This is a genomic window from uncultured Maribacter sp. (genome assembly GCF_947500985.1).
GTDB lineage: Bacteria > Bacteroidota > Bacteroidia > Flavobacteriales > Flavobacteriaceae > Maribacter.
Window position 1 is genome coordinate 177,050 of record NZ_CANMTX010000001.1, and the last position, 26,205, is coordinate 203,254.

The 26,205-nt window shown below is 33.5% G+C and carries 21 protein-coding genes; 14 read left to right on the plus strand and 7 right to left on the minus strand.

The window, feature by feature from the left end; translation table 11 throughout:
* Window positions 1-107: 107 nt before the first annotated feature.
* Window positions 108-593: a hypothetical protein gene (locus tag Q0871_RS00770; RefSeq protein ID WP_299317056.1), complete on the minus strand. Its 486-nt coding sequence runs from the start codon at window positions 591-593 to the stop codon at window positions 108-110.
* 298 nt (window positions 594-891) lie between these two features.
* Between Q0871_RS00770 and Q0871_RS00775 the strand changes: the two genes are divergently transcribed.
* Together Q0871_RS00775 and corA are read left to right on the plus strand one after the other, a co-directional pair.
* Window positions 892-1,677 carry a tRNA pseudouridine(38-40) synthase TruA gene (locus Q0871_RS00775; RefSeq protein ID WP_299317057.1) on the plus strand — a complete coding sequence of 262 codons (786 nt, stop codon included), beginning with the start codon at window positions 892-894 and terminating at the stop codon, window positions 1,675-1,677.
* Between the two features lie 35 nt (window positions 1,678-1,712).
* A complete protein-coding gene (gene corA, locus Q0871_RS00780; RefSeq protein ID WP_299317058.1) occupies window positions 1,713-2,807 on the plus strand; it encodes a magnesium/cobalt transporter CorA in 1,095 nt (364 codons plus the stop codon).
* 94 nt (window positions 2,808-2,901) lie between these two features.
* On the opposite strand, the gene cysM is transcribed toward corA, so the two are convergent.
* Window positions 2,902-3,789 (minus strand): cysteine synthase CysM, encoded by an 888-nt coding sequence (gene cysM / locus Q0871_RS00785; RefSeq protein ID WP_299317059.1) that lies wholly within the window; start codon window positions 3,787-3,789, stop codon window positions 2,902-2,904.
* A complete protein-coding gene (gene epsC, locus Q0871_RS00790) occupies window positions 3,782-4,573 on the minus strand; it encodes a serine O-acetyltransferase EpsC (protein WP_299317060.1) in 792 nt (263 codons plus the stop codon). Before epsC ends, cysM begins: the two co-directional genes overlap by 8 nt.
* Window positions 4,574-4,667: 94 nt before the next feature.
* Between epsC and Q0871_RS00795 the strand changes: the two genes are divergently transcribed.
* Window positions 4,668-5,348 carry a DUF2461 domain-containing protein gene (locus Q0871_RS00795; RefSeq protein WP_299317061.1) on the plus strand — a complete coding sequence of 227 codons (681 nt, stop codon included), beginning with the start codon at window positions 4,668-4,670 and terminating at the stop codon, window positions 5,346-5,348.
* Here the strand turns inward: Q0871_RS00795 and Q0871_RS00800 are convergent.
* Window positions 5,337-5,744: a glyoxalase gene (locus Q0871_RS00800; protein ID WP_073244155.1), complete on the minus strand. Its 408-nt coding sequence runs from the start codon at window positions 5,742-5,744 to the stop codon at window positions 5,337-5,339. The genes Q0871_RS00795 and Q0871_RS00800 overlap by 12 nt on opposite strands.
* 277 nt (window positions 5,745-6,021) lie before the next feature.
* Here Q0871_RS00800 and Q0871_RS00805 point away from each other — a divergent pair, with 277 nt between their 5' ends.
* Complete coding sequence (locus Q0871_RS00805; RefSeq protein ID WP_073244157.1) at window positions 6,022-6,426, plus strand: hotdog domain-containing protein; 405 nt, start codon at window positions 6,022-6,024, stop codon at window positions 6,424-6,426.
* On the opposite strand, the gene Q0871_RS00810 is transcribed toward Q0871_RS00805, so the two are convergent.
* Window positions 6,423-7,712, minus strand: a complete 1,290-nt coding sequence (locus Q0871_RS00810; RefSeq protein WP_299317062.1) for a dipeptidase — start codon at window positions 7,710-7,712, stop codon at window positions 6,423-6,425. The genes Q0871_RS00805 and Q0871_RS00810 overlap by 4 nt on opposite strands.
* A gap of 141 nt (window positions 7,713-7,853) precedes the next feature.
* Here Q0871_RS00810 and Q0871_RS00815 point away from each other — a divergent pair, with 141 nt between their 5' ends.
* From Q0871_RS00815 to Q0871_RS00840, 6 genes are read left to right on the plus strand one after another with little or no spacing between them, the layout of a single operon-like run.
* Window positions 7,854-9,614, plus strand: a complete 1,761-nt coding sequence (locus Q0871_RS00815) for a sensor histidine kinase (RefSeq protein ID WP_299317063.1) — start codon at window positions 7,854-7,856, stop codon at window positions 9,612-9,614.
* 1 nt (window position 9,615) lies between these two features.
* The gene (locus tag Q0871_RS00820) at window positions 9,616-9,981 is read left to right on the plus strand and encodes a response regulator transcription factor (RefSeq protein ID WP_299317064.1); all 366 of its coding nucleotides are present in this window, start codon (window positions 9,616-9,618) and stop codon (window positions 9,979-9,981) included.
* 12 nt (window positions 9,982-9,993) lie between these two features.
* Window positions 9,994-12,327: a hypothetical protein gene (locus tag Q0871_RS00825; protein WP_299317065.1), complete on the plus strand. Its 2,334-nt coding sequence runs from the start codon at window positions 9,994-9,996 to the stop codon at window positions 12,325-12,327.
* Window positions 12,320-13,750 (plus strand): glycosyltransferase, encoded by a 1,431-nt coding sequence (locus tag Q0871_RS00830; RefSeq protein ID WP_299317066.1) that lies wholly within the window; start codon window positions 12,320-12,322, stop codon window positions 13,748-13,750. The genes Q0871_RS00825 and Q0871_RS00830 overlap by 8 nt, the downstream gene beginning before the upstream one ends.
* 57 nt (window positions 13,751-13,807) lie before the next feature.
* Complete coding sequence (locus Q0871_RS00835) at window positions 13,808-16,138, plus strand: sulfatase-like hydrolase/transferase (protein WP_299317067.1); 2,331 nt, start codon at window positions 13,808-13,810, stop codon at window positions 16,136-16,138.
* Entirely contained in the window at window positions 16,138-17,451 is a 1,314-nt protein-coding gene (locus tag Q0871_RS00840; RefSeq protein WP_299317068.1) for a YaiO family outer membrane beta-barrel protein, read from the plus strand. Before Q0871_RS00835 ends, Q0871_RS00840 begins: the two co-directional genes overlap by 1 nt.
* Here Q0871_RS00840 and Q0871_RS00845 read toward each other — a convergent pair.
* Both Q0871_RS00845 and Q0871_RS00850 read right to left on the minus strand, forming a co-directional pair.
* Window positions 17,441-18,733, minus strand: a complete 1,293-nt coding sequence (locus Q0871_RS00845) for a hypothetical protein (protein WP_299317069.1) — start codon at window positions 18,731-18,733, stop codon at window positions 17,441-17,443. The genes Q0871_RS00840 and Q0871_RS00845 overlap by 11 nt on opposite strands.
* A 765-nt stretch (window positions 18,734-19,498) precedes the next feature.
* Window positions 19,499-20,362 carry an RNA polymerase sigma factor RpoD/SigA gene (locus Q0871_RS00850; RefSeq protein ID WP_036154298.1) on the minus strand — a complete coding sequence of 288 codons (864 nt, stop codon included), beginning with the start codon at window positions 20,360-20,362 and terminating at the stop codon, window positions 19,499-19,501.
* A 172-nt stretch (window positions 20,363-20,534) separates the two neighbouring features.
* Between Q0871_RS00850 and Q0871_RS00855 the strand changes: the two genes are divergently transcribed.
* The 4 genes from Q0871_RS00855 (at window position 20,535) to Q0871_RS00870 (ending at window position 25,965) form a co-directional block, all read left to right on the plus strand.
* On the plus strand, window positions 20,535-21,044 hold the full coding sequence (locus tag Q0871_RS00855) for a DUF6155 family protein (protein WP_299317070.1): 510 nt from the start codon (window positions 20,535-20,537) through the stop codon (window positions 21,042-21,044).
* A gap of 3 nt (window positions 21,045-21,047) precedes the next feature.
* Complete coding sequence (locus tag Q0871_RS00860; protein ID WP_299317071.1) at window positions 21,048-21,977, plus strand: glyoxylate/hydroxypyruvate reductase A; 930 nt, start codon at window positions 21,048-21,050, stop codon at window positions 21,975-21,977.
* Window positions 21,978-22,075: 98 nt separating this feature from the next.
* On the plus strand, window positions 22,076-23,587 hold the full coding sequence (locus Q0871_RS00865; RefSeq protein WP_299317072.1) for a DEAD/DEAH box helicase: 1,512 nt from the start codon (window positions 22,076-22,078) through the stop codon (window positions 23,585-23,587).
* 164 nt (window positions 23,588-23,751) lie between these two features.
* A complete protein-coding gene (locus Q0871_RS00870; protein ID WP_299317073.1) occupies window positions 23,752-25,965 on the plus strand; it encodes a hypothetical protein in 2,214 nt (737 codons plus the stop codon).
* Window positions 25,966-26,205: the final 240 nt, after the last annotated feature.

A 26,205-nucleotide genomic window follows, 5' to 3' on the forward strand; every position in this document is an offset into this window, starting at 1 on the left:
AACAATTATTCTTGTTTATAGACATGTAAGCATTGGGGTGCCAAAAACTAACGGGCAAAAAAAAACCTCGATAATTTCTTATCGAGGTCTATGTATGTTATTGATTTTTAGTTATTCCAATGATCTACATGTTGGTTCATGTCGTCAAATATGTAAGTGCCTACCATTTCTTTTCTATACACGACGGCTAATAATGTTACTAGTAATAACACGGCATATAAGACTATCATTACATATCCGAGAGGTAAAAATGTACTCGGTATAAGATGATTTTCAAAATCAGAATAGCTAGACAATACTATAATAGTCTCTACCATTTTATATATATATACCAATGATATAGCATAAAGAACATATTCTAAGGTCCGCATTGGTGGGTCACTCAATTCGTTCTCACTTATTTTAAACCACAGTACATATAAAAATACTAAGTGGATAATTGATAAAATAGGAAAGATGTAGTTTTCTACTTTGAAAAAATAAAACTTATTGGTGTATAACCCGTAAAAACTAAAGATGTTCAGTAAAAATAGCACAACAATAGAAACAATTAAAGTTCGTTTCCAAGTTAATAGTCCTTTGATAGAATTCATAAAATTTAGTTTTCATTGGTTCTAGAGAACCTTAGTTTCGTTGCAATTACGGGGAAGCTATTGTATTACTTAAAACAATTCGATGAATGGTTAACTTCGTTGTTCAAGTCCTTGGTTTTAAGTTAACCATACTTTAATATTACTATTTTTTATGAACATTAACAATATTTTACCTATAAAAATATTGTAGGAATGTATAATGTAATTACCACGTAAAATAAGGAATGTAATTAGAAGTAGATGAAGAGAATTTAAACGAGGTGTTTAGTAATGATTATAATGTAATTACATTTACATTATGAAGAAACAGCGTTTTTGTTATTTGGTTCGTCTGCAGTATTTGGGCTTTAGATTTAATGGTTGGCAAGTGCAACCTAAGCTGCGTACTATTGTAGGTATGCTCAATAAAACTTTTACCTTTTTATACCCCGATAGTCCCTTTAAAATTTTGGGTGCAGGTAGAACTGACGCTAAGGTTTCTTCATTAGATGGAGCATTTGAACTTTTTGTTGAAGAACCATTATTAGACTTAGCTATTTTCTTAAAAGATTTCAATAAAAATCTACCTTCAGATATTCGGTTACTTTCAATTGAACCTATTGGTCAAGATTTTAATATTATAAAGGATAGTAAAACGAAGGAGTATAATTACTTTTTTTCCTTTGGATGCAAGAATCACCCATTTAGTGCACCTTTTATAACCAATTATATAGATGAACTAGATTTGGAATTAATGAAACAGGCTGCTTCACTGTTTGTAGGTACGCATGATTTTAGTGTTTATACAGCATCTTTAAAACCTACCACGATTGCAGTTCGAGAAATTGAAGGATGTAGCATTGTAGCTAATGATATTTTAACCGCCAATTTTTTTCCAGAGCATAGTTATATTTTAAAAATTAAAGGAAAGGGATTTATGAGATATCAAATTCGAATGATAATGGGAGCTTTAGTACAACTCGGTAAAAACGAACTTAGCATAGAAGAAATTAAGGGTTCTTTAGTTACGGGTTCTGACCATAAACTAAATTCCATAGCGCCTGGTTCAGGTTTAATTTTAAACAAACTTGACTTTATTAAGTAGTTTATAGTTTTAATATATTTATAAAAAAATTGTTCATGGCTGTAAATAAGAAGCTCAACTTCCCTAAACGTAAAAAGAAAAAGTCTCGCCAGCATAATAAGCTAGGTAAAGCACCGGGAACTATTAGTTACATGGGGGATAAGGAGCTAAGTGACAGTTTGATATATAGCACTACTTATAATGCTGATGGCTTTGAAACTAATGAATTTGCAAGCTTAGATCAGTTTTTTAAAGAAGAGCGAACCGATAAAATTTCATGGATAAATGTTGTTGGTATTACAGATGAACCATTTATAGAAAGAATAGGTAAGCACTTTAATTTGAATCCTTTAGTGCTTGAAGATATTGTTAATACTGAACAGCGCCCCAAAATAGATGAATACGACGATTACATTTTCGGAATCTTTCGAATGCTATACATTTCTAATGAAGATGAAATTATAGGTGAACATATAGCACTTGTTCTACATGAAAATACGGTTCTAGTTTTTCAAGAAGTTAAAGCCGATGTTTTTGACGGATTAAGAGATCGAATTACTAGTAAACTTGGTCGTATAAGAACTAGGGGAGCTGATTACTTATTTTTTGCCTTACTCGATGCTATTGTCGATAATTACTTTTTAGCGATAGAAAACCTTAATAATAGAATTGAAAATTTAGAAGAAGAAGTATATCAAAACCCTGAGCCGATAGTTGCTAAAAATATACAGCAGTTAAAAAAAGAGGTATTAAAAATTAGGCGGTGGGTATTTCCGGTTAAAGAATTGATTAGTAGATTAATTGATACAGAAAATCAACTTATTACAAAAGATACAAAGTTATTCTTACGCGATGTATTGGATCATACCATCGAAATAAATGAGAGTTTACAGATTTACCGTGAAATGTCTATGAGCTTAATGGAAATGTATATGAGTAATATGAGTAATAAAATGAACGAAGTTATGAAGGTTCTGACCATAATGGCGTCTATTTTTATTCCGCTAACGTTCATTGCCGGTGTCTATGGTATGAATTTTGAAAACATTCCCGAGCTTCATTATAAGTACGGATATTACGTGGTTTGGGCTGTTATGATTATTCTTTTTATAGGAATGATGTTTTATTTTAAAAAGAAAAAATGGTTGTAAAACCCTATTTTTAGATATAGATTTTTATTAGTTAAAATCAAACAAAAAAGAGCCGTGTAGACGGCTCTTTTTTTATATTCTATTTTGAAAAATGTTACAGTTCAAATAAATCTGACGATAAGTAGCGATCTCCACGGTCACAAACTATAGAAACAATTACACCATAATCTAATTCTTGAGCTAAACGTAAGGCTACTGTTGCTGCACCGCCACTGCTCATACCTGAGAATATTCCTTCTTCTTTTGCCAATCTTCTAGCCATAGTTTTGGCTTCCAATTCATTGACTTCCATAATGCGGTCTACTTTTTTTGGATTAAAAATTTTAGGTAAATATTCTTGAGGCCATTTTCTTATACCTGGTATGCTAGCATTGTCGCTTGGCTGTACACCAACGATTTGTATATCCTTATTTTGTTCTTTTAAATAGGTAGATGTACCCATTATAGTACCTGTTGTACCCATTGAAGAAACAAAGTGTGTGACTTTACCATCGGTATCTTTCCATATTTCAGGACCTGTGGTTTTGTAGTGAGCTTTCCAGTTATTATCATTTCCAAATTGGTTCATCATGATATAACCTTCGTTAACAACTTTACTCTCTGCATAATCTCGAGCACCTTCAATACCAACATCTGAAGAGGTTAAGGTTACTTTGGCTCCGTACGCTCTCATGGTCTGTACACGCTCTTTTGTAGCATTCTCTGGCATTACCAATTCAATATCAAGACCATAAACTCCAGCAATCATAGCTAGAGCAATACCAGTATTTCCACTAGTAGCTTCTATTAATTTGTCATTAACGGTAAAATCGCCATTATCATAGCCTGTTTTAATCATATTATAAGCTGCACGATCTTTTACACTACCACCTGGGTTGAGACCTTCCATTTTAAAATAGACAGAAACATTAGGGTTGGTATTCAGTACTCTTGATTTTACTAGCGGAGTATTGCCAATAAGCGATAATAAGGTATTAGACATGGGGTAATGTTTTTATTTTTATTTCTGGTGTATGAAAAACTGTTGAATGTGGTGGTACAGATGACGTAATCCAAGCGTTACCGCCAATTATGCTATTAGCACCGATGATGGTATCACCACCTAAAATAGTAGCATTTGCGTAAATAGTTACGTTATTATCTATGGTTGGGTGACGTTTGGTTTGCTGTAAATTTTTAGCAACAAAAAGTCCACCTAAGGTTACGCCTTGGTATATTTTGACTTCATTCTTTATAATAGCTGTTTCCCCAATTACAACTCCGGTACCATGGTCTATATGGAATGATTTCCCTATTTGTGCTCCAGGATTAATATCGACACCTGTTTGTCGGTGTGCATACTCAGTCATTAATCTTGGTACTAACGGAAAACCTGTTTTGTATAACTCGTGGGCTAATCTATATACTGAAATGGCATAAAAGCCAGGGTAAGCCATATAGACCTCTTCAATAGATAATGAGGCGGGATCACAATTTACCGTTGCTTCAGCATCAAGATTTAAGCTCTCAAGAACTAAAGGAAGTTTCTCTATATAATTCTCCCAAACTTTTTTACAAGGTTTATCGCTTTCCCAACAAGCCAAATCTACAAGTTCGTCAAATTGCTTTTCAAGTTTATCTAAACTTTCTGCTACTGGTGTTTCAATATCGAACAACATATAAAAAAGAAGATCGGTAAATTTCTCCGTATTCCTTTTTAAGCGAAATCTTAAATTCGGCTGTTTTTTGTGGGTATTAATCTTTTCGATTATAGATCGATGGTCCATGGGTTTTCATTAGTTCATCAAAATTAACCAAATAAGTAAAAGTACTTCTCATCTAATGGTTAACTTTAGCTTAAAATAACAACAGTTAAGTCGAATGTTAGAAACGAAGATTACAAAGAGCACTTTACAATTTTTAAATAAGTTAAAGAAAAACAATAATCGGGAGTGGTTTACAGAACATAAATCTGAATTTAAAGCTGAGGAAACTAAAGTTAAAAGCTTTTTTAATCATGTACTTGAAAAACTAAAGACACATGATGAAATTGAAAAGTTGAAAGTTTTTAGAATTTACAGGGATGTCCGTTTTTCTAAAAATAAAACTCCTTATAAAAGTAATTTATCAGCCTCTTTCTCTAGGGCAGGTAAACATCGCAGAGGTGGATATTACCTACAGGTAGAACCTGGCAATAGCTTTATTGCAACAGGATTCTGGAACCCTGAAAAAAATGACTTATTACGTATTAGAAAAGAGTGGGAGATAGACACTACCGAGTTGACATCTATTATTGAGGATAAAAAATTTAAGGCTATTTGGGGACCTTTAGTTGGTGATGAATTAAAAACTTCCCCTAAAGGATTTGATAAGGAAGACCCTAACATTGAATATATCCGCAAAAAGCAATTTATTTTCGTAAAGAACTTTACCGACGAAGAAGTTTTATCAGATGATTTTGCTAATAAGGTAAACGACAGTTTTGTAGCAATACGACCTTATTTCAATTTAATGAGTTCTATTCTAACCACTAATTTAAATGGCGAATCTTTACTTGACTAATTCGTATTTATCAAAGTACTGAATTTGATCTTGAATTCTTTTTACGACCATATTCATCATTCTTTTATTTAGTGCAGAAGAGTTTTTGATATAAATATCATATTCTTCAACTGTAAATTGACCTATGATCATTCCCTTAAGGGAGTTTCTGAATTTAATATCTTTTTGAATTGATTTCGCGATGTAATCTATACGTTTTTCAATCTTTAATTCATAAAAACTATTCTTCATTTTTTTGATATAATTCTGAAATGAAGCTAGAAGTAAATCATTTTGAAGTTTAAGTATGGGTCGTAACGTTTCATTCTGAAATCGTTCGTCTTCGCTCATGTTGGGCATAATTTTGGCAGAGGCAATTGTTGGTCTTATTGATTGTAGTTTCTGTGTCCTGTCCATCAAATTTTGATTTTACTTAAAGATACGTATTAGATAAAATACCTGCTTAACGGCTTAAATAAGTTTTTAACCTGTTATGAACAAAGTCATTCAAGGCAAAAAATAGGTGTAAAAAATAAGGGTATCATAATTCTATCTAGAGACAATTGTTAATATGTAAGTTATTAAATCTGCAATTGTTACAATTGGTAAATCGCCCGGCTTATAATTGAAAAATTGTGCTGTTGAGAATTTTTAAACATAACTTTGCAAAGTAAATTTTCAAAAAAAAGAGACTATGAGATTTCATACTAGAAAATTAGTAAAGCCTGGTGATTTGAATTCTAACGGAACGTTGTTTGGAGGTCGATTATTAGCTTGGATAGATGAAGAAGCAGCACTTTACGCCATAATTCAGTTAGAAAATGGTAAAGTGGTTACCAAGTATATGTCAGAAATTAATTTCATGAGCGCTGCCGTTAAAGGCGATGTTATTGAAATTGGTATTGAAGTAGTTAAGTTTGGTAAAACATCATTAACCCTAAACTGCGAGGTTCGTAATAAAATGAACCACGAGACGATTGTTACTGTAGATAACATCATAATGGTAAACCTTGGTGAAAACGGAAAACCTGCAGCACACGGTAAAACTAAAATAGAATTTGTAAAAGATCGCCTAGCGGCAATGGGTGAGGATCATTAACTCTCACCCATTTCTTTAGCAATTTCTTGTACTTGATCAAGCACTCGCATAAGGTTACCTCCCCATAATTTTGCGATATCTTCTTCAGAATAGCCACGTTCTACAAGTTCTAGGGTTACATTGAAGGTTTCAGAAGCATCGTTCCACCCATCAATACCGCCACCACCATCGAAGTCAGAGCTAATACCAACGTAGTCGATACCTATTAGCTTTACCATATAGTCTATATGGTCTACGAAATCGGAAACATTTACAGCCTCTGGAGCGTCAGACTTGTTGACAACTAATTCCTTTCCTATTTTTAAAACCTTCGGATAGTTTTCCATAAAGGCTTCTTTATCAGTATCAGATAGGCTTGAGAACTGAGAGCGCTCATACCAAGTAATATCTAAAGAATCAGCTACTTTTTCATAAATTGATTTCATGTAGGCAGCTCTAGCATCATGTTTTTCAGTATTTAAGTAAGAGCTAAACGCAACGGTTTGTACTACACCGCCATTTTCTTTCATCATCATTAATTGCTCGTCATCTAAGTTTCGACTATGGTCACATAATGCCCTAGCAGATGAATGAGATGCTATTATTGGTGCTTTAGATAATGCTATCATTTGTTTCATTGCTTCTTTTGAAGGGTGAGAAACATCTATCATGATACCTAGCTTATTCATTTCTACTACAGCTTCCTTGCCCAAATCACTTAATCCGTTGTGCAACCATACATCATCAGCTTCACCGGTATTGGAATCTGAAAATTGACTATGTCCATTATGAGCCAATGAGATATAACGGGCACCTAAATCATGGTAGGTTTTAAACTGCGTTAAATCTGTTCCAATAGGGTAGGCGTTTTCAACACCGATCATTGCAGCTTTTTTTCCAGCCCCAACAATTCGTTGTACATCTGCAGATGTTAACGCTAATTCTATCTCTTCAGGAGCAATATCTTCGCACAATTTATGGATTGCTTCAAATTTTGACATGGCGTTCTCTTTTGCCTTGGCATAACCTTCATCTGTCAACGTATCTTGTCCTGTATAAACGATGAGCCAAGTAACGTCTAAACCACCTTCTTTCATCTTCGGTAAATTAACTTGGTTATCTAACCTCTGACTGTAATTTACACTATCTACAAAGTTTTTGACATTGATGTCATTATGTGTATCAATAGTAATAACATCATTATGAATTCGATGTGCTTTTTCTAAGGTAGTTTCTTCAATTTTCTCATTTTTTTCTCCACAAGAGATTACGGATATAACACATAATAAATAGATGAACTGCTTCATGTAGTAAGTTTAGACCTACAATTTAAGTGTATTCACAACAAATAACCACTCTTAGAGAACATTTTATTGTTCTCGCAACTGTATTGATGCATTTTTAGATAATTATTAACAAAACCCCCATAAACTAAAGAATACCTATTTATGTCAATTTCAAAAACTAAGAATTTACTTGGTCAATTATCTCAACTAGAAAGAACAGTTAGCGAATTCTCTTTTGAAGAATTAAATGCGGCAGAAGCTAAAGAGTTAAAAAGCTCTTTTGATATTTTTCGATCTAGTTTAGAAAGACATATTTATACACCTAAATCGGATCTAATTTTTTCTAAGAAAAAAGAGGTTTGTGCTACAGAAAATCAAGAGATTTCAGAAAAGCAGTTTATAACTCATGTTAGTCATGAAATTAGAACTCCATTGAATAGTATAATTGGATATGCAAATCTTTTAAAAGAAGAAAAGCTAACTCGTGGGCAACATAAAAAAGTAGATGCCATACAATTTGCTTCAAATACGCTTTTAAAATTGATTAATGAAGTTTTAGAATATTCTAAATTATCTTCTGGTAATAATAATTTTGAGACTGTAGATTTTAATCTACATAGTTTACTTAAAGATGTTATGTTCTTATGTGAGACATTAATTTTGGATCGCAAGATAGAATTGTTGATTGATATCGATGAAAATGTACCTAAAATTATCAAGGGGGATCCATCTAAACTATCTCAAATACTTCTTAACCTTTTAGGTAATTCGGTAAAATTTGTACATCAAGGCTTTATAAAATTAGAGGTTTTTACCAAAGAACAAGTTAATAATGAATGCCTTATAGAGTTTTCTGTTGCCGATACCGGTATTGGTATCTCTAAAGAAAAAATTAAGACCATATTCAAGGGTTACACACAAGCAGAAGATGATACTTCTAAAAAATATGGAGGTACAGGACTTGGGTTGACCATTACAAAAGAAATTATTGATAAGCTCAACGGTGAAATAGAAATTGATAGCACTATAGATTGTGGAACAACTGTTATGTTTAGAATGCCTTATGCGATAGGTAACGCTACTACGGCACCGCGTAAATCTTCAAAGCAGAATACAAAAAAGAAAAATAGCGGTTTATTAGCTGGTACCGAGATATTGGTATTTGAAGATAATATAATGAACCAACACCTAATTGTTGAACAATTGACAAAATGGGGCTGTGAAGTTCATGTTGATGTTGATTTAGATAAAGGCTTGTACTTGTTGTCTTCTAGAAAAATTGATCTAATTCTGATGGATTTAAAAATGCCTAATCAAAACGGATTTGAAGTGTCTAAAGCCATACGAGATCATAAAAATTCAAAAGTAAATTCAGTTCCAATTATTGCCTTTAGTGCAGATTTCACAGAGCAGGATAGCAAAGAATGTCAAGAAATAGGAATTAATGATTTTCTATTGAAACCATACACTTTAGACGATTTAATGTCAACCATTGTAAAGCATAAAAAACTAAACTCAGAGCATACAGATTTTGCATCAATACTTCAAAAGCCAATGATAGAACTAAAAGAAACCACGGTTGTAAATTTAAATAATCTGTTGAAAGATTGTTTCGGAGAAATCGATATGCTAAATGAATTACTAAAGTTGTTCAAATTAAACGCAATTGAGTTCATTGGCAATGTAAAAGTTCATCTAAAGACCGAGAATTTAAAAGAAATAGCTTTATCTGCGCATAAACTAAAGGCTGGTTTTGCTATGATAAAAGCTGATGGTATGCGAAAGTTAATTGTGGAGATAGAAAATAGTTGTAAAACAAATCAACCTGAAAAAGTAAAAGAACTTTATGAAATTTTCTTGAACGATTATCCATTATTAGAAGAGAATTTGAATATTGAACTTGATAAAATGAATAAAAAATAATATGGGAAAAAATGTACTATTAGCAGATGACGACCAACTATTAGCTTCTTTATTAAACTTTAGGCTGAAAAAAGGTGGTTATACAGTACATCATTCCGTAAACGGAAAAGAAGTTAAAGAGTATTTAGAAAATACAATGCCCGACATTATCGTGAGCGATATTATGATGCCTTATTTTTCTGGTATTGAGCTTATAGATTATGTGCGAAATGAACTTAAATCAAACACACCTATAATTATTATATCATCGGCAGGTAATGAACAAAACGTTCTAACCGCTTTTGAATTAGGCGCAAATGATTTTATTACGAAACCAGTAAGTCCAACAGAATTATTGGTAAGAATAGCACGAGAAATAGATAAGTAAATAAGATAAAATTTGTTGATTCCCCCTAGTCAAATAAAAATATCGATAATAACCGCACCAGAATTTAATTTAGAATATCTCTGGTGGCTGACCATACTGTTTTTTGTATTGTCTGTAGTTTATTTTATTGGTGTATTTATAATCAGAAATAGAATTACATCTACCAACGGTCGAACTAAAGATAAGAAGGTCGAATTTTCCCCCATGATCAATGAATTTCTTTTCTATGAGGATTCAAATACTAAGGAGGAAAAAATGAATTATCTAAATCTAAAAGTTCAGATTAGAGAATTAATAAAACATAATTTCGATAGAGAGGTTTTAACAGAAGTTTTGTTGGATCTACGAAAAGATTTATCGGGACAGTCACAAACTGTTTTAATAGCCCTTTATACAGATTTAGGACTTCATCAAGACGCTTATGAAAAATTAGGGAGCAGAAAATGGCAAGTTGTTTCTAGAGGGATAGTAGAATTGACAACGATGGAAGTTGATGAGTCATACGGATTAATTATAAAATTCATAAACCATAGGCAAAGTACCATTCGTAAACAGGCAGAAATTGCAGTGGTAAACCTTAGAGAAGAGGGTATTAAATATTTTCTTGATAATACCAAGTTTAAGATTGCTGAATGGCAACAATTGAAGTTATTAGATGTACTTAGACATAAACCTAATTATACTCCGCCTCAATTCTCACTTTGGTTAACTTCTACCAATACCCATGTGGTATTGTTTTCTTTACGTTTGATCAAATATTATAGTCAGAACGGTGCTGAACAATCTATCATAACGCTTTTAAAGCATAAGAACAGAGATATACAGGCAGAAGCTATTGAATGTATTATAGATTTTCATTTTGTGAATGCTTTAATCACATTAAAACTGGTGTATTCCAAGGCTAGTAATGATATTAAAATAGCAATTTTAGATGCCATTGGTGAACTGGGTACAAAGGCAGAAGCCTCTTTTTTAGAAAATCTGCAATTGACAGAACGTAATTTTAATATAAAAAGTAAAGTAATAGGAACACTCAACAAAATTGATCCTGAAAGAGTTTTGCCTACCAAAAATATTTCTTCAGCAGATTTTTATGATGTTGAATTGGAAGATGCAATGCAAGAAGAAGAACTTTCAATAATTGACAATCATGAAGATATAGTATTACATGATGGCATTGAAGATGTTTCTACTGAGATAAATATTGAAGTTATAGGCACTGAAGAAATTACCAAAATACCTCGTTCTTTTGAAGAAGACATAACAGATAAAGAAACTGAAAGGGTAATGAATGAAGACAGCACTGAATTTGAGGCAGAATTACAGCAAAATGATGTAAAGAAGGTCTACTCTTTAGATGATATCGATTTAAGTTTTTTACCTCATATTAAAGAAGAAGTAGTGTTTGAGGAAAGATCAAAAGAAACTGAGACTGTAGTCGACAATGAACACGACCTAGAATTAGAAGAAGAGCTTACTTTTAATTTTCTGCCATTTGTGGTAGAAGAAGATGTTATTGAAGAAGTAACTACATCTTATAATGATGACGATTTTAAACCATTGTTTGAATTAGACGATGAATTATTAGGAGAAGTACCAGAAGAAATTTCTGTTAACCCTCTAGATAATACTTCAAAGAAAATGGCTCATGTTTTTGATTGGTCTACTTTAAATTCAGAAAACGAAGAGCAGCATGAAGTGGTTATTAATACAGCTGATTCGGCTGAACCGGTTATCTCTTTTGAAAACGATAATGTTTCTTTCGCTGCAAATTTTATGCCTCAAGAAGATCTTGATGCCATGGTAATGTTAGAAAATATTTCTGAGCTTGGCGACTGTCGCGAATTGATACTTTTATATCAAATTATCGAGAAAAATAGTTCTGAAGTAGTTATCGAAAGAGCAAATGAATTAATTCAGAAATTCTCTTATCAATCTCCAAGACCAAATGAGTTGTTTTCAGATGACAATGACCTTTCAGATAGTGTGTTTACAGATATTTACAATTTAGCCGATTATGAGACAAAACTTATGCTGATCGAGGAAATTAAATTGGTTGGTGACGAGAAAGAAATTCATCTGTTAGAGAACGTTATTCAATCTGAATCAAAAAAACTTGTCAAAAAAGCTAATGAGGCCTTAGAATATATAAAGTCGCAATTATTGATAGTTGATGATAAACCTAATAATACAACAGACAAAGAGTCCATTTTAAATGGTGATACAGAGTTAGAATCAAAAAATACTACAAAATATAAACGACCAGTTTCGAACGAAAATGGTTCTACTTTATTTGATCAGTTATGTTCCATGTCCAACTCCTTATATAAAAAGAAAGATGGATAGTGAACTATTTGGTGTGGTATTGGAATACATCAATTTTGTATTCTTTGTTTTTACCTTAATTCTGTTTGTACTGTTTTCATTAATGGCGTATTTCTCTACAAAGAACTCTCTACATTATAGAAATAAGAACAGTTTTACAGATATCACCAAAATAATGGCTTCACCTTTGGCGCCAACAATCACTATAATTGCACCCGCTTATAATGAAGGGTTAACCATTGTAGAAAATATTCGTTCGTTATTATCCCTTCAATATGTCAATTATGATGTAATGGTAGTGAACGATGGTAGTAAAGATGATACTTTACAAAAATTAATAGATTCTTACGACCTCGAAAAAATAACTGTTGAGATGGATCCCGACTGGAAATCCAAACCAGTTCGCGGTATCTATAAATCTAAAAATAGGGCATTTGAAAAGCTGACCGTAGTTGATAAAATGAATGGTGGTAAGTCTGATGCTTTAAACGCGGGTGTTTCATTGTCTACCAGTAAATATGTAGGTTGTATAGATGTCGATTGCTTATTACAACCAGATGCTTTATTACACGTAGTCAAATCATTTTTTCAACGTTCTAAGAAAAGGGTAATTGCGGTTGGCGGGGTAATTCGTGTAGCAAACTCTTGTATTATACAAGGTGGTCAGCTTGAAGAAATTAGATTACCTACGAATTGGTTGGCCAGATTTCAACTTTTAGAATATACCCGTTCCTTCATTTTAGGTAGAATGGCTTGGGGTAGAATTGATAGTCTTCTTATTATTTCTGGTGCTTTTGGTTTTTTTGAACGTGAAATTGCACTTGCGGTAGGGGGGTATGATACCGACACTGTTGGTGAAGACATGGAGATTGTTTTTAAAATGCGTCGTTATATGCATGATAGAAAAGAACCATATACCATAGAATATATACCTGATCCTTTGTGTTGGACCGAAGTACCTGAAGATCTTAACATTCTAGTAAACCAAAGGGACCGTTGGGCACGTGGTAATTTAGAGACCTTGTTTAAGCATAAAGACATGTTGTTTAATTCAAAATATGGCAGACTTGGTTTGTTAAGTTATCCGTATTGGTTTTTCTATGAATGGCTTTCTCCGTTATTAGAGTTTTTTGGCTTTTTTACCATTTTACTGTTTGCCTATTTAGGAATTCTAAATTGGGAATTCTTTTTCATGATTACGTTGGCGATATTTCTGTTTTCTATCATGATTTCATTCTATGCCATTCTTTGGGATGTGTATTCATATAATCAATACAGAAAAACAAAAGATATTTTAATACTCATGGGGCTGGCAATTCTTGAACCATTCATTTTTCACCCAATTGTAGTGTATGCTGCAGTTAGGGGTAACTATAAAAAATTATTCAAAATAAAATCTGGTTGGGGATCCCAAGTTAGAAAAGGTTTTGCAAAAGCATCTTAAAAAGCAATGAACACAAGTCAAATAGATAGATATTCCCTAAAGCAGTATACGCGGCTTATGATATCCTTTTTCGGATGTTTGTTCGTGTTGACGCTTTTTCAATACGGCATGCTGTATTATAAAGGGGTTATTGATATTATATTTTCTGTAAGCTTTCTAAAGGCTATTGTTCATCAAATAGGCTTTACCGCTTTAATGGGTATTGTGATGGTATTTCCTTTCAATTTTTGGGAAAACTTACGCTCCAAATACGGCTTTAACCTTGTCTTCGTTTTATTAAGTTTTGTACTCATATTCGAAGCGCTACTTACTGCCTATTACTGTACTACATTAGTGCCCTTAGGTTCAGATATTTTAGGATATAGTTATGCTGATATGAAAATAACGATAGCCAATTCTGGCGGATTTATGATTTCAATTTATCTGCTCATTGGCATATCTATATTAATTAGTCTGTTTTTAGTACTATATAGAGTTACTTCAAAAGTATATCATAGAATTAGCAAAATGTATCCGTTTACAATCGTATTGTTCAGTCTTTTTATGGCTTCTTTATTTACAGATGGTAAACCTATTAATCAGAATAAAGTACAATACCTGGCTGTTAATGTATACAACACAAGTACCGAAGACAATTCATATACATCTAAAGAAGAATATCCTCTGGTGCAAAGTGCCAATGTTGAAAATGTGTTGGGTGAGTATTTTGATCTTAAGGAAGAGAAACCCAATATTGTTTTTATAATGGTCGAAGGTCTTGGTCGTGATTTTGTAGGTGAGGGTGCTGAGTACGGCGGCTTTACTCCGTATTTAGATTCCCTAACGACCAAATCATTATACTGGGAAAATTTCTTGAGTAATACTGGTAGGACATTCGGAGTTTTACCATCCTTATTAGGCTCGTTGCCTTTTGGCAAAAGCGGATTCATGGAGTTAGAGGAGTATCCAAACAAACTAACCATGTTCAGTGTGCTTAAAAATAATGGGTACCATACGTCATTTTATCAAGGTACCAATAGTTCTTTTGATAAGGTAGACCGATTTTTAACTAGTGAGAATGTTGATTTTGTATTGGATAAATCAGGATTCGGAAGTAAATACCAAAAACAAGCTGAAGATGCTGCTGGTTCTTCTTGGGGATATCCTGATAAGGAATTATTCAAGAAAAGCCTAAGCCTAGAAAGAAGCGAAGACCAACCTAGATTAGAAGTGTACATGACTATTAGTACGCATGAACCCTTTATTCCTCCTAATCAAGATTTTTTTGAAAAACAGGTTAAAGATATATTGACTATAGGTGATTTTGATTCTAGAGTAGAAAAAATAGTTAAAAAGAACGACAATGTTTTTGCAACATTATTGTATACAGATGATGCTATAAAATGGTTCATGGAGTCTTATAAATCAAAGCCTAATTATGAGAATACCATTTTCATATTTACGGGTGACCATAGACTTATTCCTATACCACAACGTAATAATATTAGTCGTTTTCATGTACCAATGATTATGTACAGCCCATTGTTGAAAACGACCCGTAAGATGAGTTCCGTTTCTTCGCATTTCGATATTACTCCGTCTATATTGGCTTTACTATCTAATTCGTATGAATTAAAAATGCCTAAAAAAGTGGCGTGGATGGGTGGTGCACTTGATATGGAAACTGCATTTAGGTCAACAAAAAACATTCCGTTGATGCGTAATAAAAATGAACTAAAGGAATATATAAGCGGAGAAAAACTATATACCGATGGCGATATCATGGAGTTGGATGAAAATATGGATATCAGTTCTGCCTTTGGTGGCGGATCGATTGAATCTACTTTAGAACGGTTTAAATCTGTGAATCATTATGTGACTACGGAGAACAAGATAATACCTGATAGTTTAACCATTTTCTCAATACAAAAAGAAAAATTTACTCCGGCTGAAATCACTTGGATCAATAGTATTTATGACGGAAGTAATTTTGACCGTTCATTCTTTAAAGCAAGAGATTTGGCTTTTGACAAAAAATGGGACGATGCTCTTTTGTTATGTCGTTATATACTTTCAGAATCACCTAGTCATATAGATACTAAAATTCTTACGGGCAGATTGCATATTTGGAAAGGAAACTATGAGGAGTCGGTTAAAATTTTAAAAGAGTGCATTGCTATGAATCCTAATTATATAGATTCTTATGCCGCGCTTTTTGATGTGTATTTCTGGTATGATAAACATACCGAAGGTCTAGCTTTAGTCAATTTGGTGCAGGAGAATAGTGCTAGTGCCAATGAAATTTCTAGTAAGATTTCCAGGGCTAAAAATTCTGCACGAAAAGCAGGAATCGATATTCACAAAAACACAAATAAAGAAGCTAAAAATACGTTAGCATCCATAGAGTAATGAAGAAATGTAAGTTACATATTATGCTATTAGTTTTACTAGCCTTTGTTTTAAAGGTTAAAGGGCAAGATATGGACAATACCGTGTCTTCTTTTGAAACTGCTTATGCTTTGGCATATGAGGGTAATACCAATACCGCTCATAATATGCTGTATAATTTGGTAAACGATCCAGGAACTGAAATTGAGACTTCTGTATTATGGGCCAGTACCTTGAGTTGGAGGGGTGATTATGATTTAGCAAGATCAGAATTCAATAGCATTTTATCAAAAAATAAAACAAATAGAGAAGCCTGGCTTTCTGCAGTCAAAAATGAATTATATGCAAAGAATTACGCTACTGCATTAGGTCTTGCCAATAAAGCATTGGTTCATATAGAAAACGACCAAGAATTAAAAAGATTACAGACCGTAGCTATGGATGGAATAAATGGTACGGAATATAATCAAGATGGCTGGTTTAATATTGAAAGTACGGTAAACATTAAATTTACGGACCCTAAAAATTCATCTACTGTCCCTAACGAAACCAATGCAGCGGAAATTGAGAATGTACATATAACCCCAGTAACTGAAGAGAAATTAAAGAATACGGTTATGGTCAATAGTTCCGTTACGTTCTATGATCAACGTTTTGATCCTATAACCACATCTAGTATTTCTTATAAAAGACAAACACCTTATGGTGCTATTATACCAAGAATTAACAATAGTAATAGAGTAGGTAAGAACGGTATTCAGCTTGATCTAGATTTGTATCCTAAAATTGCTAAAGGATTTTATGCCTATATTAATTATGGGTATTCTGAGTCGGACCTATATCCAAATCATAAAGTGGGTGGAGATGTGTATTACAATCATAAAAGCGGAATTGAATTTTCTGCCGGTGGTAGATTTATCAACTTTGCGACTAAAGATGTCAAATCTATTACCAACTCTTTGGGTTATTACATGGGTAACTACTATTTTTCTTTACGCTCCTATATAACACCTGAGTCTGATAATCTGACTAATGTATCTGGAAATTTATTGGTGCGTAAATATTTAAAGGATGCCAAGAACTATATGGGGGTAAATGCAGGGGTAGGATTTTCACCTGAGTTGAGACAGTTTACATCAGGAGATCAATTGTTGGCAGAAACATTATTGTATATTGAATCACAACGATTGAGTTTTGAATACCAATTCACAAGTAAGAATAATTTAAGTGCTTACAGGACAAATGTGGGCGTATTACGACAAGAGCAATCTTTTGATCCTGGTACCTATTTTTATTCTATATCTGCAGGTTTAACCTATGAGTTTAATTTTTAGACTGCATAGCAGATATCCATTTATCGGCATACATACCATATACCAATCCTAACTCATTATCGTAAACGTATTGCTCATCTTTACCCGTGTCGAAGTTTACATTAAAGACATATACCTTAATACCAACATCTCTTAATTGCAACATCAATTTTTTCTGACTTGAGATTATTCTTCTTGAAACTGCAACGTGACTAACATTATTAACTTTTAGAAAGTTTACTTTATCACCTTTAATAGCTAACAATGGTTCTTGAGAAATCATAGTGTGTATACCATACTCAGAAGCCTTTTCTACAGCCATTACGCTAAAGAGTTCCATTATTAGACGGTCTTTATCTATAAATGCATCAGCGAAGGCAATTGGATCATTCACCTTGTCAGTAATCAATGTTGCATCTGGGTGATTTTTAAACCAGGTATTTATTCCATCCATATCTAAGGTTGTATAATCACCATAAATTTTCTGTTTCATGAATTGAGCGTGGGTAGGAGGTAAGCTTCCCGTGTAATCTGTAAAACGTGCCCACATATTCCAATCATGTGCCGCTACTAATTTTCCGTCAGATGTTTCTATGATATCTAATTCAAAATTTCTGAATCCCTTTTTATAATTTTCATCTAAAGCGTGTTTTGAGTTGGTAGATTTTACTCCTTTAATCTCTCCACCTGCGTGGGCAATGTATCTGTCTATATTTGATTCAAATTCATAAATCTCTTTTGGAAAGTAAATAGTTGTATTGCCAATGGTTGATGTAATACTTAAGGTTTCTGTAATCGAATTATCATTTACCTGTTCAGTAATAACACCATTTATATTATGCATAATGTATGCTTGTCTTCCTTTTAAAGCACTTAATTGTAGAAAACCTAAATCAGATAACTGCTTTTCGAAACCTGTTAATTGTGCTGCTGCAGAATCATGTGCCAATATTGCAAAAATTGCATTAGACGCTTTCATTTGAGTAAGTACCGCTAATAATTCTTTTATATCTTCTTTACTACCATAGGTATCAAAGGTCTTGAACTCAATTTTATTACCAGCTTGTAGATGAACAATCGTTAATCCGCGTTCGATTGATTCGGTTTGTGAGCCGAAGGTAAATGTACTTCGCTCATGTGTATTAAAACTATGGCTATTTAGTACTAACTCTATTGAGCTTAAATTTTTAATTGTGTAATCTTTAGTGTTTACATTCTCGGCTTTTGTAGAAGTCAGTGTAAAAAGAAAAAGTAATAGGTACACAATTTTGAAGTTATATAGCATAGGAGGGAATCTCTTCATTATAATTTAATTAAAGCCTTTATCAAAAATATAGGTAATTGACATATCAATACCTCTATTATAAAACGTAACTACTTAAATGGTATTGTAATGCTAAAATCTTCTTTTTCTTGATGTTCAGTTTGCTAGAGCTAAGAAACTTACCTAGTTCTTTATGTTAGGTTTACGCTTCTCGCACTTATTCTAATTCTTAGATGATATTTATTGGCTAAAAATAAGCTCATTTTCATAGGCTTATCGACAAAATACCAATAAACGGGATGAAATACACCCTTGAAAAGCCTAGTAAAATATGGTATTGAGCGCTTTAATATGCTTTACAACACCTTTTCATGGGTTTTACAACATATTTAAATTGGTTCACCACATTTTGTTGTCACACCCTTATCATCGGTATATATTTACTTCAAGATATGAATGTCCAAATCAAGATTAACTTTTAAACCTACAATATGCTTTACGACACCTACGGTGAAGAATACCTTGTGTTTCTTCAAGATTTAAATGAGATTCTTAGTATCAACGAATTAGCAGAGTTGGACTACATGTAAAAGTCAAATAAACCAAAACCAAAAAAAATACACCCATGGCACACCAAAATCAAGATTTTTCATCTTATCAAAACTTTATTCAGGATCTTAATAGTATCCTCGTAAATTTTAATATCAATAAATTAACCTATTCATAATGTTTCAAAACACTATGAAAAAAGAAAGCGCCCGTAAAAACGGGCGCTTTCTTTTTTTAAAACAATATTATAAAGGTCTAGCCTAAATATGTCTTTAACAATTTACTTCTAGAGGCATGACGCAATTTACGAATTGCCTTTTCACGAATTTGTCTTACACGTTCTCTTGTTAAATCGAAGGTCTGTCCAATTTCCGCTAAAGTCATTGATTGTTGGTCACCAATACCATAATAAAGTTTAACAACATCTGCCTCTCTTGGCGATAATGTATCTAAAGCTCTATTGATTTCAGTATTCAAAGACTGTTGTAATAAAATATTATCTGGTCTTGGAGATTCACCTGAACGCAAAACGTCATATAGGTTAGAATCTTCGCCTTCACGTAAAGGTGCATCCATAGATACGTGTCTGCCTGAATTCTTAAGTGATTGTTTCACTTCAGAAACCGTCATCTCTAATTCTTTTGCAATTTCTTCTGGAGAAGGTGGACGTTCATGTGCCTGCTCTAAATAAGAAAATGTCTTTTTAATTTTATTTATTGAACCAATTTTGTTCAACGGTAAACGAACAACTCTAGATTGTTCAGCTAAAGCTTGTAATATAGATTGTCTGATCCACCAAACGGCATAGGATATAAACTTAAATCCTCTTGTTTCATCAAATCTTTTTGCTGCTTTAACTAAGCCTAAATTTCCTTCATTAATTAAATCTGGTAATTTAAGACCTTGATTTTGATATTGTTTTGCTACTGAAACTACGAATCTTAAGTTTGCAGTGGTTAATTTTTCCAAAGCTGCTTGACTACCTTCGCGAATCTTCTGCGCTAGTTCTACCTCTTCATTCGCTGTAATCAAATCAATTTTACTGATATCTTGCAAATATTTATCCAGTGATTTCGACTCACGATTCGTTACCTGCTTGATAATCTTTAGTTGCCTCATATGTGTGTATGGAATTTAGAAGTTGTACAAGTTTACAACATACCGCTTTTTATCCGTATTTCCTAATCAATTTCACTATACTTCTACAGCATTTATTAGCTTTAACAAAGATTTAAGCTTTTAGGACATTGTTTCTGTAAAGCGTATTTTTGAATATAGACACTGAATTTTTATGAGCAAACGGGCTTTAAAAACATACCTCTCAAAACTTCCAAAAAAGGCTTTGGAAGAACAAATAGTAGAGCTTTACGAGAAATTTCCGACTGTAAAAACCTATTATGATTTTGCATTTAACCCTAAAGAAGATAAATTGGTGCAAGATGCAAAAGCAAAAATATCGAACGAGTATTTTCCGCTTAAGCGAAGAAGACCTAAAGCAAGACGTTCTGTTGCTCAAAAATTTTTGAAGCATTTTATAAAGTTGGGAGTGAACCCACATTTAATTGCTGATGTTATGTGCTATAATCTAGAAATTGCACAAACCTTTTCGATGGAGAAAAATGTACCAGATTCTTTTTATAGAAGCATGCTAAATTCATTTAACGAGGTTATTCAATTTACTACAGTGCAGGGTGTTTTTCCTGAATTTAGAGAGCGTATTTTAAATATATATACCGAAACACAAAATCAGAAATGGCTTTTTGAGGAAGAGTTTTCAAAAGCATTAGACATCATAGATTAACATATGGCGATAGTAGTTATTAGACAAGATAATAAAATAGAACTTTGGAAGAATGCTTTACAAAAGGCAGATAGCTCTTTAAAGGTATACAGCTATTTAGAGGATCACCCAAAAGATGAAATTACCATGGCTGTTATCTGGAAGCATCCTAAAGGTACCCTTACTAATTACCCCAATTTAAAATGTATTGCTTCAGCCGGTGCTGGGGTAGATTATATTTTTGAAGACGATAGCCGCCCTAAAAACATTCCTATTACCCGAATAGTTGATCCGTTTTTGGCGGGTGATATGTCTGAGCATGTGCTTGCTGTAATCTTTGAACATCTAAAGAATTTAAACGCTTATAAACTAGACCAAGTTGACAATGTATGGAAACCTAAAGAGTACTTAAGAATTAAAGATGTAACCGTTGGGATCTTAGGTCTTGGTGAATTGGGTGCACTTACAGCTACTGATCTTACCAAATTCGGTTTTAAAGTGCAAGGGTGGAGTAGAAGTGAAAAGAATATTAAAGGTGTCAAGACCTTTTCTGGTGCTAATGAACAACAAGACTTCTTAAAAACTACTAATGTTTTAGTCTGCCTGTTGCCACTAACTCCCGCAACCGAAGGTATTCTAAACAAAGAGCTGTTGTCTCAACTGCCTAAAAATTCATACGTCATTAATGTTGCACGTGGCGGTCATTTAGTTGACGAAGATTTAATTGAGTTATTAGATGCACACCATTTATCTGGGGCTTGTTTAGATGTATATCATATAGAACCACTGCCGAAAATACACCCTTTTTGGAATCATAAAAAAGTACACATGACTCCGCATTACGCCAGTGTTTCCGATACAAACTCTGTAATTCCGCAGATTGTTGAAAACTACAAAAGGTTAAACTCTGGGGAGAAACTGCAAAATCTAGTAGATTCTGACAAGGGCTATTAATATTGTTTTTTCAAGTTTTTTATTTCCTAGACCCATAAAAATCTCATAATTTTATAAGGTTTTTGCATTATTAACATAAATAAACGCCTACAATCCTTTTGAAGCTACAAAACGATACCACTGAGAAGACCCTGTACGATTATCAAGAGGAGGATCTACATTCTATTTTTAAATATTTAGATGAGAATGGCGATAATTCTAATTTGTTATACCAATTACCTACCGGTGGTGGTAAAACGGTGGTATTTTCTGAAATTGCCAAACGCTACATTGCTAGAACTAATAAAAAGGTAATTGTACTGACCCACCGTATAGAATTAAGTCAGCAGACATCTAGAATGTTGAACGGCTTCGGTGTTAAGAACAAAATTATAAATAGCGAAGTAAAAGAATGGCAAGACCAAGATGAGTTCATGTGTTTTGTAGCCATGGTTGAAACACTGAATAATCGTTTACAAGAAGAGAAGATTGAGATTAATAATATCGGCTTGGTAATTATTGATGAGGCGCATTATAACTCGTTCCGTAAACTTTTTAAATTCTTTGAAAACTCAGTTATTCTTGGGGTTACGGCAACACCGTTAAGTTCTAATATTAAACTACCCATGAAAGACAACTATAAAAAGTTGATCGTGGGCGAGTCTATAGAATCATTGATTCAGAAAAAGTTCTTGGCAAAGGCAAATATGTATAATTATGATGTTAGCCTACAGACTTTAAAACTTGGTATTAGCGGTGATTATACGGTAAAATCTTCTGATGAATTGTATGGTAACCACAGCATGCTTAACAAGCTTGTTTCTGCCTATAATGAAATTGGTAAAGGCACAAAGACCTTAATATTCAATAACGGTATTAACACTTCTAAGTATGTTTGTGAGACTTTTAAAAAGGTGGGTTACAACATTCGTCATTTAGATAATAAGAATAACGCTACTGAGCGAAAAGAAATTCTAAAATGGTTTAAAGAAACTCCCGATGCTATTTTGACATCGGTAAGTATTTTGACTACCGGTTTTGATGAACCAAGTGTAGAGACTATTATATTAAACCGTGCTACGAGATCTTTGACGCTCTATTTTCAAATGATTGGTCGTGGTTCTCGATACTTACCTCATAAAGAAGAATTCAACGTTATAGATATGGGGAACAATGTTGCCCGCTTCGGATTGTGGAATGCAGGTATCGATTGGCAAGAAATATTTCATTTTCCTGATTTCTACTTAGAGAATATCAAAAACGACGAAGAGATCGAAAGAGAATTCGTTTACGAAATGCCCGCAGATCTACGTGCTGAATTTGCTAAATCTACAGACATAGATTTTGATATAAAAGCAGAATACAAAACGAGCTTTGCCAATGGAGAAAAATCTAAATTGGTTCTTGAAAGAAGTATTCAGCAGCATGCCAAAATATGTGTTGAAAATTCTGAAGATGTTTTTGATGCTCGTATTCTAGCCAAAAAATTAAAAGAGGAAATCAAATATCGTGTACGCCAATATTCGTATTGTATTATGAACAATACAAAGAATTACAAAGAATGGTTAGAAGAAGATTATGAACGAAAATTGCGTTCTAAAATCTCCAAGATGTTCGCTGCGAAAATGTAAATTTCTTGGGAGTTAGATATTCAGAATTATAGCAGGTCTCATTATCAATTCTATATTCTAGGTTGGTCATTATTAGCGGATAGTCAAAAAGACTTCGTTCGTTATTTATATCCGCTTAAGTTGTTTAAATTCAAGTGCTACAACCACCAGAATTTATCCTTTTAATGAAAAATCGCTTATTCTCCCTCATTTTACTTCTTACCCTTGTCTTTTATGCAATTGCCGGCTATCACTTTTTAACTGGTTGGCACCCCATTGTAATGATGCTTATAGCTATTCTTATAGGGGTGGTCATCAACTTAGTAGTTTATATAGTATTTAATTTTTTAGGGAAAGGAATCAGAAATATTCCACTGAAATCTATTACTGCTATTCTAAGCGGTATCGTAGTTTTTATCATATTAAAATATTTTAGTTTCGGTTGGCCAACAATACTCTATAGCGGTATTGCTGCAGTTGGTATATTACTATGTATTGCTATTTATAGATTTCAATTAAAAAGAACTTTCTCATCAAACGTATTTTTAATTATCATGCTTATCGGTAGCGGTTATATTTTATTCATTTTGGCTGATACCGGCGCTGACCCTTATGATAAAGAAGTGCCTTTGGGTTTCTCTGAAAATGAAAACTTTTTACCTTCATCCTTACCATTAGAGAACCCTGCTGCTGTTGGTACCTATACTGTTAAAACATTTACTTATGGTAGCGGAACCGATGAGCAAAGAGCGGAGTTCTCTACAAGTGTCACCTATACAACAAATTCCGTAGATGGTACCTGGCTAATTCCCGATTGGAAAGACAAAAAGAAAAAATGGCGTGAACGTTACTGGGGTTTTGGTGCCGAGAACTTTCCTTTAAACGGTAGAGTATATATGCCCGAGGGCGATGGTCCATTTCCCTTAACGCTTATTGTTCACGGCAACCATAGCATGATCGATTACTCAGATGATGGTTATGGCTATCTGGGCGAGCTTTTGGCAAGTAGGGGAATCATAACTGTTTCTGTCGATGAGAATTTTTTAAACGGCCATTGGTCTGGCGATTTTATGGGTAAAGAAATGCCTGCTCGTGCTTGGCTGCTTCTAAAACATTTAGAGCAATGGAGAAACTGGAATGCTGAAGATGGGCATGAACTTGCAAGTAAAGTAGATATGGATAATATTATGCTCATTGGGCATTCTCGTGGTGGTGAGGCGGTTTCTATCGCTGCTGCTTATAATCCGTTACCCTATTTTCCTGATCAGGCGAACCAGAAATTCGATTTTAATTTTAATATTAAAAGTGTCATTGCACTAGCACCTACAGATTACAGGTATGACCGTAAGATAATCTTGAAAAACATTAATTTCCTTAGTATACAAGGTTCTTATGATTCAGATGAAGTTAGTTTTTGGGGCATGAGACCGTACCGCCGTTTGCAATATACAGATACTATTAATCGATTTAAATCGGGAGTGTATATTCACCATGCAAATCACGGTCAGTTTAATTCTACTTGGGGTAATTCAGATTTTGGCGCTCCAGCAAAGTGGTTGTTGAACCTAAATCCGTTATTGAAAGAAGAGCAACAACAAGAAGCTGCCAAGGTTTTTATCAGTGCATTTGCCGAAGCTACTTTAAAGGACAACCAAGAAAATAGATCTATCTTCAAAAACGTTTCCGTAGCTAAACAATGGTTGCCTGTAGAACATTATTTAACTTCTTTTGAGTCATCTAATTTTCATACTATTGCCGATTTTGAGGAAGATTTAGATATTACTACAGCAAAAAATAATACTCATATTAGTACTAGCGACTTAGCTTTATGGAAAGAGCAATACTTACCAACTCGTGATAAAGGTAGCCAAGAGAACAATGCTGTTATCTTAGGATGGGATTATGAAAATTCGATTAGTTCTTCGGATAAGGCAGTATATGAAATGATGCTTTCTGCGGATGATTCCATTCCGTTTTCTGCCAATTCAAGTTTACAATTCACCCTAGGTTCAGGAAATCATAAATGGCTAGATATCAATTTAACAGATGATCAAAAGGAAGCTAAAAAAGATAAGGAAGAACGGGAAGTGCCACAATTAGATTTCACTATTCAACTAACCGATGCCGCGGGACAAATAAGTGCTTTAAGAATAAGTGAGATAAAAGGAATCACGAAACCATTAAAAACTAGGTTTACCAAATTCGCATTTTTAGATAAGCAAATGATCGGTGCAGGTTGGGAAGTACAATTACAGACCTACCATTTTCCTATAGAAACCTTCACCACTATAAACCCCGAGTTTAATATAGATGCTATAAGTTCCATAAAATTCATTTTTGACCAAACCAATTATGGGGTAGTGGTGCTTGATGAAATTGGGGTTGCGGGAGATGATTAGTTGTTGGCGGTTGGTTTTTCGTCAAAGAAAGAAAAGTGGGGCTATCTGTTTGTTTGGAACACCAAATGATTCTTCTAACTAGCAAGGGTCTTCGACTGCGCTCAGACTGACGGGGTAACTAAAAACTGAAACTGCCTACTGAAACTGCCTACTTAAAACTGAAACTGCCAACTGAAACTGCCAACTGAAAACTTGCCAACTCACTACTATTTCCCGTACTTTGTCCATCATATTTATAAC